The 16,437-nt window shown below is 59.1% G+C and carries 9 protein-coding genes and 1 pseudogene; 3 read left to right on the top strand and 7 right to left on the bottom strand.

Annotated elements, in window-relative coordinates; genetic code table 11:
- A partial coding sequence (locus EKD05_RS23595; protein ID WP_129677787.1) for an MFS transporter occupies positions 1 to 1,066 on the bottom strand: 1,066 nt, incomplete at its 3' end.
- A 154-nt stretch (positions 1,067 to 1,220) separates the two neighbouring features.
- On the opposite strand from EKD05_RS23595, the gene EKD05_RS23590 reads away from it, so the two are divergent.
- A complete protein-coding gene (locus EKD05_RS23590) occupies positions 1,221 to 1,799 on the top strand; it encodes a TetR/AcrR family transcriptional regulator (protein ID WP_129677785.1) in 579 nt (192 codons plus the stop codon).
- Here the strand turns inward: EKD05_RS23590 and EKD05_RS23585 are convergent.
- Positions 1,780 to 2,007 carry a DUF4326 domain-containing protein gene (locus EKD05_RS23585; RefSeq protein ID WP_129677783.1) on the bottom strand — a complete coding sequence of 76 codons (228 nt, stop codon included), beginning with the start codon at positions 2,005 to 2,007 and terminating at the stop codon, positions 1,780 to 1,782. The genes EKD05_RS23590 and EKD05_RS23585 overlap by 20 nt on opposite strands.
- Positions 2,008 to 2,156: 149 nt before the next feature.
- Between EKD05_RS23585 and EKD05_RS23580 the strand changes: the two genes are divergently transcribed.
- Complete coding sequence (locus tag EKD05_RS23580; RefSeq protein WP_129677781.1) at positions 2,157 to 2,378, top strand: antitoxin family protein; 222 nt, start codon at positions 2,157 to 2,159, stop codon at positions 2,376 to 2,378.
- Positions 2,375 to 2,791 (top strand): annotated as a pseudogene (locus EKD05_RS27335) (type II toxin-antitoxin system VapC family toxin). The gene EKD05_RS23580 and the pseudogene EKD05_RS27335 overlap by 4 nt, the downstream one beginning before the upstream one ends.
- A 147-nt stretch (positions 2,792 to 2,938) precedes the next feature.
- Here EKD05_RS27335 and EKD05_RS23570 read toward each other — a convergent pair.
- The 5 genes from EKD05_RS23570 to EKD05_RS23550 all read right to left on the bottom strand — a co-directional run.
- The gene (locus EKD05_RS23570; protein WP_129677779.1) at positions 2,939 to 8,134 is read right to left on the bottom strand and encodes an ATP-binding protein; all 5,196 of its coding nucleotides are present in this window, start codon (positions 8,132 to 8,134) and stop codon (positions 2,939 to 2,941) included.
- A complete protein-coding gene (locus tag EKD05_RS23565; RefSeq protein ID WP_129677777.1) occupies positions 8,131 to 9,822 on the bottom strand; it encodes a hypothetical protein in 1,692 nt (563 codons plus the stop codon). The genes EKD05_RS23570 and EKD05_RS23565 overlap by 4 nt, the downstream gene beginning before the upstream one ends.
- Entirely contained in the window at positions 9,819 to 13,709 is a 3,891-nt protein-coding gene (locus EKD05_RS23560) for a serine/threonine protein kinase (protein WP_129677775.1), read from the bottom strand. The genes EKD05_RS23565 and EKD05_RS23560 overlap by 4 nt, the downstream gene beginning before the upstream one ends.
- 450 nt (positions 13,710 to 14,159) lie before the next feature.
- Positions 14,160 to 14,933 carry a hypothetical protein gene (locus tag EKD05_RS26560; RefSeq protein ID WP_205704065.1) on the bottom strand — a complete coding sequence of 258 codons (774 nt, stop codon included), beginning with the start codon at positions 14,931 to 14,933 and terminating at the stop codon, positions 14,160 to 14,162.
- Between the two features lie 248 nt (positions 14,934 to 15,181).
- Positions 15,182 to 16,437: DNA/RNA non-specific endonuclease (locus EKD05_RS23550; protein ID WP_129677772.1), on the bottom strand; the 1,256-nt coding region annotated here is incomplete at its 5' end.

Genomic DNA, 16,437 nt, shown 5'->3' with positions numbered 1-16,437 from the left:
GGAGTTGGTTCGGCACCTGCGATTGAATGAGCGCAATCAGTGGCGCATTGCCCGTTGAAAACGTCACCCCGCTCACGGTCCACCAGAATACGGCGAGCCAGAAGAGCGAACTGGGCATCAGGGCAGTGAAAGCGACGGTGAGGCATGAGATCGCGAACGAGAGCAAGATCGTCACAATCCGACGCTTGAAGAGCGGCACGGCAGCAATGAGCGCGCCGCCGACGATAATTCCGATCCCAGCCAGCCCCTCCATCAGGGCTACCTGATTCACACCGCCACCAAAATGATCCTTGACCAGCAGCGGGGTAAGCGTGAAGGTAGGCATGATCGTCAGCACGACCAGGGCCACCAGCCCGTAGAGCATCAAGAGGCCACGGTTGTGGAGGATGACGTACGCCCCGCCGAGAAAGTCGGTCCACAGACCACCACGCTGCGCCACGTTGCGCGGTGCTTGGGGGATCCGATAGACCAGCAGCGGGACGATCCCGAACAGTGCGGTCACGACATCGATCAGCAGCGCGCCCTCGAAGGGCAAGAAGGCTAACAACAATGCCCCCAGAGGTGCGGCGGCAATCGTCATCACCCCCTGGAGCATCTGGTTGAGCCCGGCCACCCGGCTGAGCCAAGCGGCGGGGACGAGCAGCGCCGTGCTTGCTGCTGCCGCCGGAGCCTGAAACGCTTGCATGCTGCTACGAATGAACATCATCACGTAGAGGTGCCAGAGCTGGATCTGATCGCTCTGGAAGAGCCAGACGAGCCCGAGCATACAGGCGGCCGAGATGACATCGGCAACGATCATAAGCATCCGGCGGCTGTAACGGTCGGCCAGAATGCCGCCGAGGGGACCAAGCAGCGCCTGCGGTAGTAACGCCATCACGCCTGCGATCGACAGGGCGATCGGCGAGCCGGTATTGACCGTGATCCACCAGAGCAAGACAAACTGGGTCAGTGCGCTGCCAGTTAACGAGAGCGCCTGGCCAAGCCAGATGCTCCAGAAACGGAGTTGCCACGGCTCACTCAACGCGGGATCGGGAGCCGACGGCGCAAGATCGTGCTGGGGCTGCATAAGCCTCCCTGAGAGCTGGTCGCCCATGATTGAATAGATTATCCATATTGACAATCTATGTTTGATTATAAGCTTGTTGCGATAGATTGTCAACTCTGATAAAATATCATTCTGATCTGGATTGCAGTGAACCACGAGCGACAGCGGGAGACCGATGGGGAGAAAGAGCATTGCCGAAGCGCGGCGCGCAGAGATCCTGGCAGCCTTTGAGCGCTGCATCGGGCGTTACGGCATTGATGTCGCCCTTGATCGCATTGCCGAAGAAGCCGGGGTGCAGCGCAGCCTGATCAGGCACTACCTGGGCAACCGCGACGACGTCGTCATGCAACTGGTCGTACGGATTACCGAAGAGTACCCGCGCAAGGTCGCTGGACAGATAGATCTGGCAGTGGAGCGCGGGGGCGCGGGCATCCTTGAGGTTTTCTTTGGTCATGACATGATCAAGCCAACCGACGTTGAAGCGCTCAATGCGGTGCTCAATGCGCCGCCGGAGCGCTACCCGCAGGCGCGTGATCTGGTCGCCCAGGCCTGCGAGGCTATCGTAACTCAGGCGACAGCTGGGCTGGCACGCCTCTATCCTCAGGCTCCGCCGGCGCATTGCCGTGCAGTCGCGTACAGCCTCTTCTGTATGGCGATGGCGCACGACGATTTTCGTTGGCTTGGCCTTGATGCCCGTTACAATGAGATGGTTCGTGAGCAAGCTGCGCAGTTGATCAATGCCCTTGGGGTTTGACTTCTGCCCGCGTGCCGTCGCGTCCGATGACAAACGGGTTGCCGAGCGGCGAGGGACGCCCGATATAATGATCACCTGGCTGTGCCGTGATCGCCCGTTGATAGAGTGATCCGTGGACACGATCAAGCAGCCCGGCTGCGCGCGTTGCCGCAGGCGTTGGGGCGGGTGCTCCAACGAGCGGCGCTGAGCACGCAGCGACCGCTGCCATGATGTTTCATCGTGTCCATGCACCCCCGCTGCTCAAGGCTCATGCCAGACCATGAGCTTGTCGTTCCGTCCTCCCCTTCTATGCTACAATGGCTTCTGGAACGGTGTTTCCGTATGTGGGTGGCATGGAAAGCAAGCAGGGAGCATGCGATGACAACGACCATTGATGCGGTGTTTGATGGCCACGTGTTTTTGCCGACGCAGCCGATCAACGTACCCCCAAACACTCGGGTTCAACTCTCCATCATTGCCGAAGCGCCGCCAGCGGCTCGCTCCTTCCTCGATGTCGCTGAAGCCTTAGCGCTGGAAGGGCCAGCCGATTGGTCGCTTCACCTCGATGCCTATGTATATGGCGGCAAGGTGCCGCAATGAACCATGAGGTGTTTTTGGACACCGCCTACGCGATTGCCCTTGCGAATGTGCGGGATGCGTTTCATCCGAAAGCCGTCCAGGTGGCGCAAGACCTCCGTGCTCAGCAGACGAAATTGGTAACCACACGTGCCGTGCTGCTGGAAATTGGCAATGCTTTGGCAAGCCAACGCTTTCGCACGGCTGCGGTGCAGTTGTGAGACGCCCTCGAAGCAGACCCGACGGTGGGGATTGTCCCACTGACGAATGATCTCTATGCCCAAGCGCTGATCCTCTATCGCTCGCGGATGGACAAGGAATGGGGCCTGGTCGATTGCCTGTCGTTTGTCGTCATGCGCGAACGGATGTTGACCGAAGCCTTGACCACTGATCAGCACTTTGAACAGGCAGGTTTTCAAGCATTGTTACGCACATAGCGGTGTGCGTTGGGGCGAGGTGCTGTGCCACACCTCAGTGCTCACCTAGGTGCAATACCTTGCAAAGAAGGCGATTGTTGTGACGCAACGGCGCAACGTTTTTCGCGCGTAGGTGAGCAACTCTTGATCCTATCATCGTGTTACCCTCTACTCCACCGGTGGCCGCATGCGCACCTGACGCCCGAAACGCATCTCTGGGGTCTGGACAAAGGCCTGGCCCACGGGGAGTTGTTCGACAATCGCGTCAATGCGTTTGTTGGGTGGCGAGGCGATGTATTTGCTGAGCGTCCGTGATTCGGGGTAGTTGACCCGGAAGAGTACTTTCGTCCCGGCGGTGCTCAACACATCCGGGTGAAAGTCTTTCATGCCCTGGCTGGCGACGACGACGGCGATGCCGTATTTGCGCCCTTCTTTCATGATCTTCGGCAGCGTCTTGTCTTTGGCGAGCCGATGGGCTTCATCGAGCAGGATGACCAGGCGGATGCGATCCGCTTCCCCCCAGAGAAACATCTCGCGGTAGAGTTTGCGTAAGACGAAGGCTCCGGCAGCCATCTGGACGCTCTCTGAGGGGACGGCATGGAGATCGAGCACCATGCCATGGCGGATTTCGTCGCGCAGGTGCATGGGGCTGAGCGTTGGCTTGAAGAGATCCATCTCGAGCAGCGGGCGGCAGCGAGCGGCCAAGTTTTTGACTTTTCGTTGGTCTTCGCGGCGCTCGATGCAGTGCAGGACATCGCTGGGGGTGGGAAGTTCGGGGAGATCGTCGGCGCTCATTGTGGCGTGAAAGCCTTTGATTTTGTAGGCGTCCATGATCGCCTGCGAGAGGCCGTCTTGCTGGATGCCGCCAAGTTCGACCACGTGGGCAAAGACTTCGGCGGTCTCCTGGCTATTGGTGCGCCAGTCGGGCTTGCCGTTGCGGATGAGCACCTCGAAGGGGTTGAAAGGTAGCCCATCGGCCGCATCCAGAATCTGAAGGCCGTAGTCGCGCACGAGCGGGCCGTTCGTGTTGGCAAATTGGCCGTGGAAATCGAAGATCAGTGGTGCGATCTGTTGGGCGAGCAAATCGCTGAGTACGTTGCCCATCGCGACTGATTTGCCCTGGCCGGGAATGCCGATAATGAACAGGTGTGGACTGCCTTTGACCGAGGGGTGCCACATAATTGGTTGCTCGTCGGTCGTGCCGAGTTCGACGCTGATCATGGTGAGTGGAACCGGGCCATCTACGGGCGTGGCTGGTTCCGCTATCACATCAACGGGCGTGGCTGGTGATACCGAGTCACTGCCGGGAGCCGCTGCATTATCGACGGACGTGGCTGGTTCCGCTATCCCATCAACGGACGTGGCTGGTTCCACTATCACATCAACGGACGTGGCTGGTTCCGCTATCCCATCAACGGGCGTGACTGACCGTGCCAAGCCTGGATCATTAACCACCGAGCTATCCCCTGAAGGAGCAGGGGCGGCTCGGTCTCTGCTGTGAGCCGCTGGGCCATCTATGGGTGCGGCAGGCGCAGCCGAAGCCTCCACCGGCGTGGCGTGAGCCGTCGAATTCCCGCCGCCAGCGGGGCGATCACGTGCGGGCAGGCCATGCTCCAGGACGAATCCCTCGGCCAGTGACGCGATGCTGCGTACGATGATCGTGGCATCCTGTGGGTGCAGCATGCGCTCAGGGATGTCGTCTGGTGTGATGATGTACCCCTCGTAGCGTGGGCGAAACTCAACCTCTCGGCGCTCAAGCTTGCCCAGGTGTTCCAGGATGGGAGCCACGCTTTCCGGTTCCACTGCATCGTGACGCTGCGCACGCGCAAGGTAGAAGCGCAGGACGTTGGCCAGGCGGGCACGCTGCAAAACGCCATCCACCCGATCCGGCTCAGCGAAGAAGCAGGCGCGCACCAACGCCGCCGAACTCTGCATCTGAATGAGCATATCACTCGCCAGGCTCTCGAAGGGCACTGCCCCACGCCGCCACTTCACCTCGATAAACGTCACCTCCACGACGCCGCCGCGTTTGAAGCTAAAGAGTGCCAGGTCACAGCGCCGTTCGCTCTGCGGCTGACCGGGGAGGGTGCGACGGAAGATCTGAGGGGCGCTATCCACCGGCACCAGAATACTGTTCCGTAACCGCCCACTCTGTTGCAAATGGCGCACGACGATCCCTAAGCCTACCGCAGCGGCGGCATTGTTGTTGCGATCACTGACATGAAGCGCCAACTGTCCCGAGACGAGCTTGAGCGCATCTAAGACCTTGCCAACGCTTTGCTCCAGTTGGGCAAAACCCAACTCGTCCATCGCTCGACTCAGTAGCTCCTCGATCTCGTCGCGCCACATCGTGGTGACAACAAGCCGATGGGCGATCCCGTCGGTGAACTCGGGGCTGTAGTCGATCAGATATTTGCGTGCCAGATGCTGCAACTGGGGGTCATGCGGCATATCATAGTAGTCGAGGGCAAAGAAGCGGTCAATCGTAATGACCCAACTGCTCTGCATATGAAGTTGTTCAAGCAAGCGCTGCTGGAAGGGGACGAGTTCGACACGCAACCCAAGCCGCTGATCCGCGTTGCCCCCCAGGCTGCAGCTGCCTGCCTGAGCCACCTGGATCTGGGTGTTCACAAGTGTATCGGTGAAGGCTTTGTCGATGGGGTGACGATCGGCTTTCACCCCGTCGCCAACCAGGTGTTGCTGCCAGTAGAGCTGGTCGCCCTGGGGTGTGAAGGTAGGCATCAGGCGACACATCAACCCATAGAAACTGAAACTGCTGCCAAGCAGCGTCTGATCGGCCCGATCAAGTGCGACCGGTTCGGGCTGCATCAGATCACTGGCAATGGCAAGGTGCGCTGCCGGCGGTGTTTCGTGCTTCAGCACCGCCAGCGATCGTTGCACGTAGCTCAGGGCTGGCGTCAAGTAGGCTTGCCCATTGAAGCGCACCTGATCATCCACGAGACGGCGTAACTCGGTCACGTCCTGGGCCGTACCAGTCTGTTCCGTTGCCACGTAAGCATAGATGCTGAGTTTGGGCAAGTCGCCTGCTTCGCGTTCCTCCTCTTCGGTCGAATCTGGCTGGGCAAAGACGCGTGCTAGGCTCTCGGTTAGCAGATCGCCACGATCGGCATTGATCTGGGTGATGCTTAAGCCACGCAGGTAGGGGTGCAGCTCGCGGAAACGCTTGATGTGGGCCGCCAACTGGAGTGTGCTCGGATCGCTGTGCTGCTCCAGACCGTAGCGATCCCCAAGAATGACGGCCAGGTCAGCCAACCGACGCTGAGGATCTTCGAGGGTTGGCGGCAAGGCCAGCCCGTAGAAGAAGCGGAGGTTCGCGCTATGCAGCAGCGGCGTTGCCACCAGAGGGTGGGTGACGAAGGCTGGCATGTTAGCGGGCGTAATCTGCCTAAGTTGGTCGAGATCCAGGGTGAGCTTGCGATCCTTGAGCTTCAATTCCAACAGGTTGCGCTCCCACTGGCCCAGCAGTTGGTGGTAGGCCGCGTACCAGAGCATGCGCAGGGGATGGGTAGGCAGGGTCACCACCGCCTCTTCGACGCCGCCACCTCGTTTGGGGGTCACAATCAACAGCGTATCTACCGACAAGGCGACCTGAAGTTCGGTTTGGAGCGCCGGATCACTCGATAGGCTCGCGATCAATTCGCTGTAGGCTTTGGCATAGCGTTCTGCACGGCGGGCGAGTTCGAGATTCCATGCCGCTACCGCGACCAGGTGACGCGGCTCGGCTCCCTTTAACTGCTTACAGAGTTGCTCGCGCTGACTGCGGAATTTCTGCCAGACCGCTTGACTGAGTGCTGGGGGCGTGAGGGCTTCGATCTGTTCGCTGGTCGCTTCATCAATCTCGTCGAGCCGCAGGCTGTAGCGCCCCCAACTGAGCGGCTCCGCGAGCGTGCGCTCCTCCAACTGCTTGAGCAGGCGGCTCATGCCCAGCATGATTTTGCGCCGTTCATCAAGGCGTAAGCTGAAGTACTCGAGATCACGGCTGGCCCAGAGCGGCTCCTGCTCATCAAGTTGGTCGGCCTTGGTTTCGAGCACCACCTCAAGTCGCGCCAGGGCCAGGTTCGCCACCGTGTGGGGCCGAAGTTCACGCTTGTTGCCCTGACTGATTGGTTCATTGGCTTTGGCGATGAAAAACTCTTCGCTGAAGGCGATGAGATTCTGCCCATCTTCAGCACTCGGGAGGACATCGCCGGTGTGATCGAGCGCCATCAAGCGCACCTGGAAACTCTCATCAGGCAGGCTCTCCTCCTCACCACTGAAGTCGAGTTCAATTTTGAGCGTCGCACTGCCCCGGCTCACGGGGAGATCGCGGCTGGGCAGATCGAGGTCATGATAATCAGGGTTGGCGACTGGAATAAGCTCAACGCGCCAGCCACCGATATTCCTGGCTTTCGGCGGATCCGTCACCCATTTGACACTCAAACCCTTCGCCTGATCGCCATATTCAGCAATCAAGGCTCCACCGGGGCCGTCGGGTTGTTTCAGCTTCGAGTGGCTCGTCACCTTCCCCTGGCGATCAATGAAACTCTGGAGGGTCACCTGGCGTAAGTCGCTGCGCTCCTCTTCAGGAAACGTCCATTGATCAAACGTCGGTCCGTGGCCGTCCGCCAGAGCTTGTGACCAAGCCGCGTGATCATTCATTGCACGATCACGAAAGAAGCCCGCCAACTGAGTCGTGGTGACAGCATCAACTTTCGTCGTCGCAATGCGCTCCATGAGCGAGGCCTGCAGCTTAGGCGGCATCGCCAGTTTAATCACGCAGTGGCGATTGCGATCTAGTCGGGTACGAAAATCAGCACCGCGATCAGCGATGAGCCCCACATGCCAGAGCATCGTTCCTGCTTCGGCCAGACGGTCTTGCGCTTCAAGTTCGCTCACGGCGCGGCACAAGGCGATCTTCTGGCTCTCACTCGCCCGAAGCGGTCGGCGCACCGAAGCCAGGATGTCATTGACGATAGCTGCGACGGCTGGTGAGAGCTGTGCGCGTATGCGCTGCGAGGCAAAAATGAGTAACTCACGCCCATCGAGCACGGCAAAGGAGTTCGCCAATGAACTGAAGGCTGCATCCACGAGATCGGTAGGCACAAAGAGGCAGAGGTGCCCATTTTTACGATTGCGCAACTCAATCGCACGATCCGTCGTGATCATGCGGTCGTGGTTGTGGGAACCCAGATAATGGATCGCCAGGTGGGGTGCCTGGGTCGCCAAGGCGGTGCAGATGGCCTCAATCTGTGGCAATTCAAAGAAATCGACGCGGGCACAATGTCCAGGCTCGGTGCCTACGAAGCTGTGCGCAATCGCTTCGGCAAGAATGGTATCAACCAGATCAGGGCTTACGCTTGTCATACGCGACTCTTCGCATAGGGCGGCTGGAGCCGCTGGGCGGTAAAATCATCCGACAGGTCAGTGAACATCCCCATCTGGCGTAAGCGTGCCAGCATCGCCCGCAGGTTGTCACGAGCGGCGGCATGGTACTCGGCCCCGGTTACGCGTTGGGGCGGACGATCGACGATGATGCCAAAGCGTGTTTCAAGGAAGGTAAGGAATTCGCGCAGGCCCAGCTCAGCAACCACCTTCTGATCAGCTTCAGCATTCGGTGGAGCCAAACGTACCGCCGCGAGTTGCACCAGTACGGCCAGCAGGTCGTTACTGGGTGCATAGCGCCAACTGCGTCGGTTACGCTGCACACCTCGTAGGATTCCATCATTGCGGTTGATGCCACCAACACTGGCGAACCACTGCATATACTTGCCCAGAATTTTGCCGCGCTGACCAAGATCAAGCAGGATGACCAGCTTATCGAGGTCGCTCGTTGCAGTCGTGGTCATCTGATCAAGCCGCCGTTGCAAGTCTTCCTCATCGTGCCCTTCGGCATCTGTATTGAGGTTTGCTTTGAGAATTTTCTCGTAGTCGTCATAGGCGTACATTTCTATTTTCGACCGTAAAATCGGATCCTCAACGAGATTCAGGATGGCCTGTAGATAAGTCGGCCCATAGGGCTTTGAGGGAAGCATCTGGCTAGCGCGGGCTTTGGTATGGGTACTGCCCCGGAGCTTTTCGGCATACTTATCAAGCTGACGCAGGCACAGGTTAGTGGCAAAGAACTGCTGATAAGCTTCAATATCGCGGCGCACGGCCTCAGCCGCCATCTGGTGGCTCAGGCCATCGACCTGGCCGGTAAAGTCGAGGTAGATCTCAGGGGGAATGGCGACAGCATCCTCACCCATCGCTGGGGGCAACATGCTCGGATCGCGCACCAGCGCATTGATCGCATAGACGAGTCGTAACGAGTAGATAAAAAGTTCTAAATTGATCAGTGACTTGAGGTAGACGACTAACGCCTGGGTAGGCATGCGCTCACTGTAGGCAAAAAGGTATTTGACCAGATCATCGGCCAGTTCGCGTTCCTGGCGTGGGCAGGCAGGCGGAATATCGGTATCACCTTTCAGCGCAACTGATGTCTCCTTAAAACCATCAAGAAAAATGATGGTTAAGAACGAGAGAATATCAAGATCAGTGACACCATCGTAGCTTCCACCAATCTGTGGTGCGGCAGAAAGCTTCACTCCACGACCAAAAAAAGTCCGGAAAAATTCACGTAAATTGCGACCAAGGCTCTGCCTCTTCAGTGCAAAGTATAGAAAACTGTCAGCCCCACGCTGGCGACGATTCTCAGTAGGAAAACCAGGCTTGGCAGCAAGGATCGAGAAGGGCGCAACAGCAAGAATTTGCTCGCCCTTCTTGGCTCGCCCGACCGCACCGGTCTTGATCAGGCTGGTGCGCACCAGACGTTCGATGATACGACGCCCTTCAGCCGTGCTCGTCCCCTGCATCGTGTGGTGCTGTGCAAGGTTATCAATATAGCGTGCAATCTCCTGAGCTTCATTCGGGCGTTTCACTCGATGTTTGCCCTCACCCAGAATCTTGAAGTAGAGCGAGGGCAGGAAAATATCCATGTCAATGCCATTGAGTTCAACGGCAAAGACTTTCGGAAAGACCGTGCCAACCAACTCTTTGGGCAGTTTGATCTTCATGGGCGTTCCCCATCAGTCACGAGACGGATGTATCCCTGGTCATGTTCCAGGCGATGACGATAACGGCCTGATTCAATGAGTACCAGACTCTTGGCCATGTCAAGCAACAGGGCACTCTTGAAGGGTACAAGATCTTCGCGCAGCGGACGTAGTTCCGGCGTATCCGCCAGGAGTCCTTCGTCCAGACGCATGAGCAATTCAAAGAGATCAAGCGTGATGTTGAGTTTTGGCGTCCCACTGCGGTGTTCCAGCAGCAGCCCTTCAGGGATCGCCTCGATGCCCTCGGTTCCTATCGGTTGCTGGATCGTCAAGAAGAAATCATCAAGTTCAAACTCTTTCGCCACAATCATTTGTTGCGCCTCGGAGTGGTCAATAACGAGATTGAGGTGACCTGCTGGCAGATCCACATTTACGTTATCTGAGCGCCAGATTCCGTTGGCGAGTTGCATCTTCACCTTGCTAGGCAAACGGGCTTGGGCTAGCAAGGGGATGAACTGTTGCGCATAGCGGTACGGTAACAGGTGCAACCAGCTCAAGCCTGGCATGAGCGTTGCTGCGCTCTCGAAATAGAGCCGCCGCTTCATCGCATCGAGCCAATCACGCGGCTCGAGGTAGCGCTGCGGCGTGAGGTCGTCGGCGAGCTCGGGATGGAAGAGCGTCTGCCGTTGCGTACTCTGATCGGCCCGTCGCCGGGCGTGCAAGAAGCGGTCGAGTTGTGGCAAGCTGACCTGAATGGGGTCGAGGCTGCGTACATCTTGGAGCACCTCATCGGCCTGCTCGTGGGGCGCAAAGATGAGGTGCCAGTAGTGGTAGGCGCTCAGGCTGGCCCCCCCATCAACCGACGTCGCGGCCGCGTGGATGTCCTGGCAACTGCGGTTGCCGGTGATGCTGTAGGCCAGTGCCGAGCGCAGATCGCGCATCGTGATGTGGCGCTGTCGCCGGAGATGCACCAGCAGCAGGAGATTTTCGAGACGTTGGCTGACGTGCGGGTGGCGCAGACGGGTGGCGTTCTGAACAAGCGGGCAGACGTGCTCGGCGGCACAGTTTGCGCAGACCGTCCACTGGGCAGGATCGACCAGTCTGGCCAGCACCTGCTGGAAAATCGATGGATGCGCGGCATCGGGCAAGGCCACAAACGCACGCTGCTTGAGATCCACGTACCAGACCTGCCGAGTGACGCTCTGGTCGGGACGCATCGCGGTACGTAACTGGGCGGCTAGCCATGCGAACGTTGCTTGCACATGATCCAGGTAGTCGAGCAACCGGCCATCATTGATCGCGACCAGCACGGTGAGCGCCACCTGAGGCGCACTGGCTCCCTCAAGTCCCGCCAGGCGGGCGGTCAGTTGCTCGTTGGCGCTGCGTCCGGCGTGGGCCTCAGATGCATCGTAACAACTGCGGTAGGTATGACCTGCCAAGACGATCTCCCAGCCACTGGCATCGTGCTGCTGTTCCGATCCACCCTGAGCAAGTAGCGTCGTTCGTACCTGCTCAAGAAAAGCCGTCTTGCCGTCGCCGGGGTTGCCACAGAGAAAGATCGCCTGGGGCCGTCGCGTCAGCAACCGTGGCAACAGGTCGGTATCGAGCCTCGTCGGTACATAGGTTTGGCGGACAAATTGGCTATCAAGACCACGATTATCGGCATTGCCGCCCTCGCTATTGCGGTAGAGTCCACGGATCGCGGCGGCCCAGGGGTTACGCTGGAAACTGCGATGCTCGCTCGCCGCTTCAGGCAGCGTCAACAGGGCGCGCTCGATCTGTTGTCGCCACACGGCCAGCGACGCGGGACGCTGACTGGGTTGGGGGTGGACGGCGGAGAGCAAGGCTTCCGCCACGCGCTGCTGCACGTGATCGAACGGGGCAAGGCTGGCTGGCGCACGAGGTCGCTGACGATCCCCCTCTTCAAAGGGCAGTTCGCCGGTCAACATCCGAAAGAGCACCACCGCTGCCGCATACCGATCACTGTCTGGTGGTGGTGTCGGGCTCGTTGCGGCCTCGGGCGGTTGGTAGATCAAGGTGCCAGCGGCACCGCCTTGATGCTCACGTGAAATGGCAAAACCAAAATCAATCAACACAAGGCGGTTCTCCTCCTCGTGGAGCATCAAATTGGCTGGCTTAATATCGCGGTGCAGCAACTGGTGTTGTTCCAACTCCGCCAGGACATCAAGTAATTGACGCGCATATTCCCACCACGTCGTCAAGGCAAACGGAAACTGCGCTTCCAGTTCCATAAAGGTCGGCCCAGGAATATACTCCAGCTTGAGATGCACCTCATCGGTGGGCTTATAAATATCGTGGATGGCAGGGACGTGTCGGCTCCGGAGCTTCTGGAGCGTCTGAAACTCCGTTCGGGCTTGTTCCAGCACGATGTCCGGGTTGCGAAACTGCTTGACGGCAAACAACCCCAGTTCGGGGTAGGCAAGATCGGTGACAAGGAACGTCCGCGCCATCGCCCCCTGCCCGAGCTTACGCTCGACGCGGTAGCGTCGGTCAAAGATCGTCTCCTGGGTTGGCTCGTGTTGCTGCTCGAGCATGCGCATAATCTGGTGTAGTTCGTGGGCCACGCACTCTGCCGTCAGCGGCTCAGCCCCAGGCTTGGGCTGGAGCAACTGCTGCCAGAGGGTTTGCAGGCGCTCGAGGGGCGTAAGGGGGAGGCCCGACCAGCGACGCAACAAATTTGGCCACTCGATCTGCCTCCCAAGCCGCAACTGTTCGACATTTGTGGCACTCAGGCGCTCAAGAAAGATCAAGCCCAGGCTAAAGCAGTCCGTTGCCGGGGTCGCATTGCCGTAGCCCGCAGCCAGCGTCGGTGCAGCATAGGGATCGGCGAGCTTGAGCAGATCGAGCGAGGCCGCAATCGACTGGTCGCCGATCCGGGCGGCATGGAAATCACTCAACACCGCTATGAGCGGCTTGGGTTCAACGATGAAAATCGCCGAAGGATTGAGCGCCCGGTGGAGCACCTCGTAGGTATGAATCTGCTGCAATGACCTGAAGGCAGCTTCAGCCATGTGGAGATCAGCGATCAACGTGGTGCAATCATTCGGGAAGGGAATCCGACTCAACGCCTGACCATCGGGCAAGCGCACGGGCACAACCAGTTGGGCTTCACCCCAGATGATCGGTGCTTCAGCGTAGGCGACGCTCCCGGTCATCTGCAAGGCTCGCAGCGCCTCAAACTCACGCATATACCAGGCCTGGCGCTGTTCACGTTGGAACGGGTCGGTGCCGAGATCATAGACCATCAGGCGATAGCGCTGGCCGCGCAGACTCGCCGCGAGGATGTGTACGCCCGTCCGTGAAGACTCAACCTCATCGATCTGGTAAAGGTGGATGGTCTGGGGCACGATTGGGCGCGGTTCAAAGCCCGCGAATGCCGTACGGAGCGCATCGCGATGAGGCTGCAAATCCACCCGGCCCTGGGCATCGCACTGCCGCAGCACCTCACAAGCCTGCTCAAGCCGCATAATTTTCGTGTGGCGGCGGACATCATCAATGCGCAGGTGTACACTGGGATTTGAGAAGATAACCGCACTATCAACAAAGCGGTCATTGGGCGCACGCCAGAGGCGCTGGCGCAGGTCACCCGCGACCACCTTCGCGAGCATCTCCATTTTCTTCAGGGGATTGTGCTCAATCCGGCCATCAGCACACTGCCAGGCGTGAGCATCGCCGGTAATCGTACCACCCCAGGCCTTCTCATCAAGCACAAAGACGTGGTGTCGTGCCAGCACGATGAAATCAAGCTCGAAGCTGCGCCCATCACGGAGCGGCAAGAGCGTATTGGTAATGATGATCCAGTCATCAGGCAAGCCATCGCGTAGCGTCTGGGCGGTAACCTTTTCCCCTTCGGTTGCAAACGCACCGGCCTGGATCAACTCAGCCATGGCTTTGATTCCTCATTGTGCAGAATGGCGCATGATGTATGATGCGTAACGCGTGGTGAACACGGCCCTAATTACGTATGAGATCGAGGTAACGAACTTGAACGAGTTCGTAGTGAGACGACACCCTATGGTTTCCATTATCATCATGGTGAATTACCATAGCATTACCATATCGTCTGGGAGTGTGACCGAAAGACAACACTTTTTGTCGAGCCACCCCGTGGCGTGAACAACGCCACTGATATGACCGAAACCTTGTGGCAAGCCTCTTCGTGCGGGGCACTCTCAACCTAGCATCGGGGTCGGGCGGCCCAAATTCGAAGGTTTCCGCAGTGATCGCGCCACCAACTAGCCACCTGGTCGTCGTGCAGTGCATGGCTTCCCGACCGATGCAAGTTAGCGCAGGGCGCTGCAATAAGCAGGGCGCGTCCCTGGCGTGATGGTGGTTCCTCAGCGTGGGGCTTTTCGCCATCCGTGGGCGATTGCCTCGGCTTCAGTGCAGAACCATCGCTCCCCTTTCTCTGGCGTAATAATCGTTGCTTCATAGTCTTCCATGCCAGGAAGGTGATAATAGCGGATCCCTCTACTAATTGAGATGTTCCCTTTAATGACACAAGCCGATGACGGTGTGGGAAGGGTGGATGGCGATGCAGCGGAGGGGTTTCGTTGTGCCAGCAGAACGAGAACGCCAATGAGCATGACAACAAGCATGGCAGAGGCAATGCCGACTGCGATATGGTAACCCGATAGGGATGAAGACTTGGGTATGGCAACAGGTTGGGTAGATGGAGGATGGCTTGTTGTTGATGTATTTACAGAGACAGGTTCTTGATATTTGATAATTGATGCAATGAACTCTGCATAGCGAACGACCTCTTGTTTACTGAGTTCGCATGCGTGTCCATGGGCTATCGCTTGTCGTTTCTTATTCATTTTAAGAATAACATACTTATTGTCCATTGTAATTATTTTGTATACTTGTGCTAATTCAGCCAGATCCCGCCATTGTGTTTTGCTTCGGTCACCGACTGCCGCACGGGTCTCTGCGGAAATGATGGCCTTCTGTGATAAGACGAATCTGAGATGATCCTCAAGTGCGCCATGGAAACTCAGGAGCGCTTGTTCCAGGGCAATCTGATCCTGTTTTGCTGCCTCAAGGCGTGTCATGCCAAGTTTGAATTTGGTGTGGATTTTCTGGGTTTGCGTCATATTGGTCGTAGCCACTGCACCCTCCTGCATTGTATGATGAACGTGATGCCATGTCGCATAGTAGCATTATGGTACAAACGGATTACCACACCGTTACCAGATGGTTTTTACGCAGGACTTTCGGGAGATGCGCGTACCGTCGGGCAAGCCCCCAGCTCGAACCCCTTGTCTGCAACGTGCAAGAGGCTCGGGGACATGATTCTCGATGGAACGCGCACGTTCCTTCATCTTGTTGCAGCCTCGACTCAAAGGCTCCGAGCGGCTTAATCCGGCCAGTAGCTGACCAGGCGGCCCGCTGGATCATAGAGGGAGCCCGGATCGGACGAGCTATTGTTCCAAATGTTCTCGGGTGGCCCCGGAAAGACGCGACTTTCGTTTGGCGCGAGCACGCCGCCGATGGGATGGCGCTGCGCCCCGCGCACACTACACATGATCCAGCCGTCGAGCGTGACGGTGGCGGTGCTGACATTCTGCAACGTGACCGTCTCGGCCCGTTTGTCGATGGCCCGAATGCGCACGGGGGCATGCGGTGCGGCGGCGGCGTTGGGGTCGTCAGCACAGTTGTTGAAGCTCGGTGGGAGCTGCGCTGGAGCCGGGGTCGGTTGGGGCGCGGCCGGGGGCGGTGGCGGGGCGGTCGTCGGTTGGGGCGCGGCGGGCGGTGGCGCGGCGGGCGGTGGTGGTGGTGGCACCGCCGGTTGGCCCGGCTGGGCCTCAAGCACCTCACGGCCGAGCAGGCCGAGCAGCACGGTGCTGGGGCCAAGCTCGGGATGGGCCTCGAAGCGCCGCCGTTCAAAGAACTGCACCGTGTAGGGGCGGCCTTCCAGTTCCATGGTGAAGGCCCCAGTGACCGGGAGGCCGAAACGCTCGAGCCCGCCCTGGGTCTGCCAGGAACGCAGGAAGGGCTCACACACGGTATGGCCGGTCACGGCAAACGTGGTGCAGCCCGGGCCAGCCGGCGCTCCCGGGCCGGGTTGCCAGGGGGTGCCCAGTTGCGCCAGGCGCTCGACCCCCAGACGTCCGGTGGTGACGGCCCCCGTCGCCTGGATCTCGATGCGGTCGCGCTCAAACCACTGCACCTGGAGGGTCTGGCCCTCGACGGCCTCGGCCCGCTGCGTGGTGATGGGAAAGCCGAAGATGGCGAGCCCGCCGTTGCGTTCCCAATAGGCGCGGATGGGGCCGTGAATGCATTGGCCGGTCTCTGGGAAACAGCGCTGATCAGCGGCTGGGGATGGAGGTGGCGCTGGTGCTGGCGCTGGCGCTGGCTCGGGACAGCCAGGCCCTTCGAGCGCATCCTGGACGGCGCGATCCACGGCGGCGAAGAAATTCAGCCCGGTACGCTCCTCGACGCAGCGGACGGTGGTCTGATAGTCTTGCCAGGCTCGCCCGTCGACGGTGGCATCGTTGGGCGTCCAGAGGGCGATCACGGGGGTGGACGGCGTGATGCGGGCGCGATCATCGCCGTCGGCGGCGGGCAGCACCAGCATGACTTTCCAGACGTTCGCGGGGATGGTGAGGCGAC

This window comes from Candidatus Chloroploca sp. Khr17 (assembly GCF_004138165.1).
GTDB lineage: Bacteria > Chloroflexota > Chloroflexia > Chloroflexales > Chloroflexaceae > Chloroploca.
The sequence above is the reverse complement of the archived record's forward strand: the minus strand, read 5'-3'. Positions and strand labels throughout refer to the sequence as shown.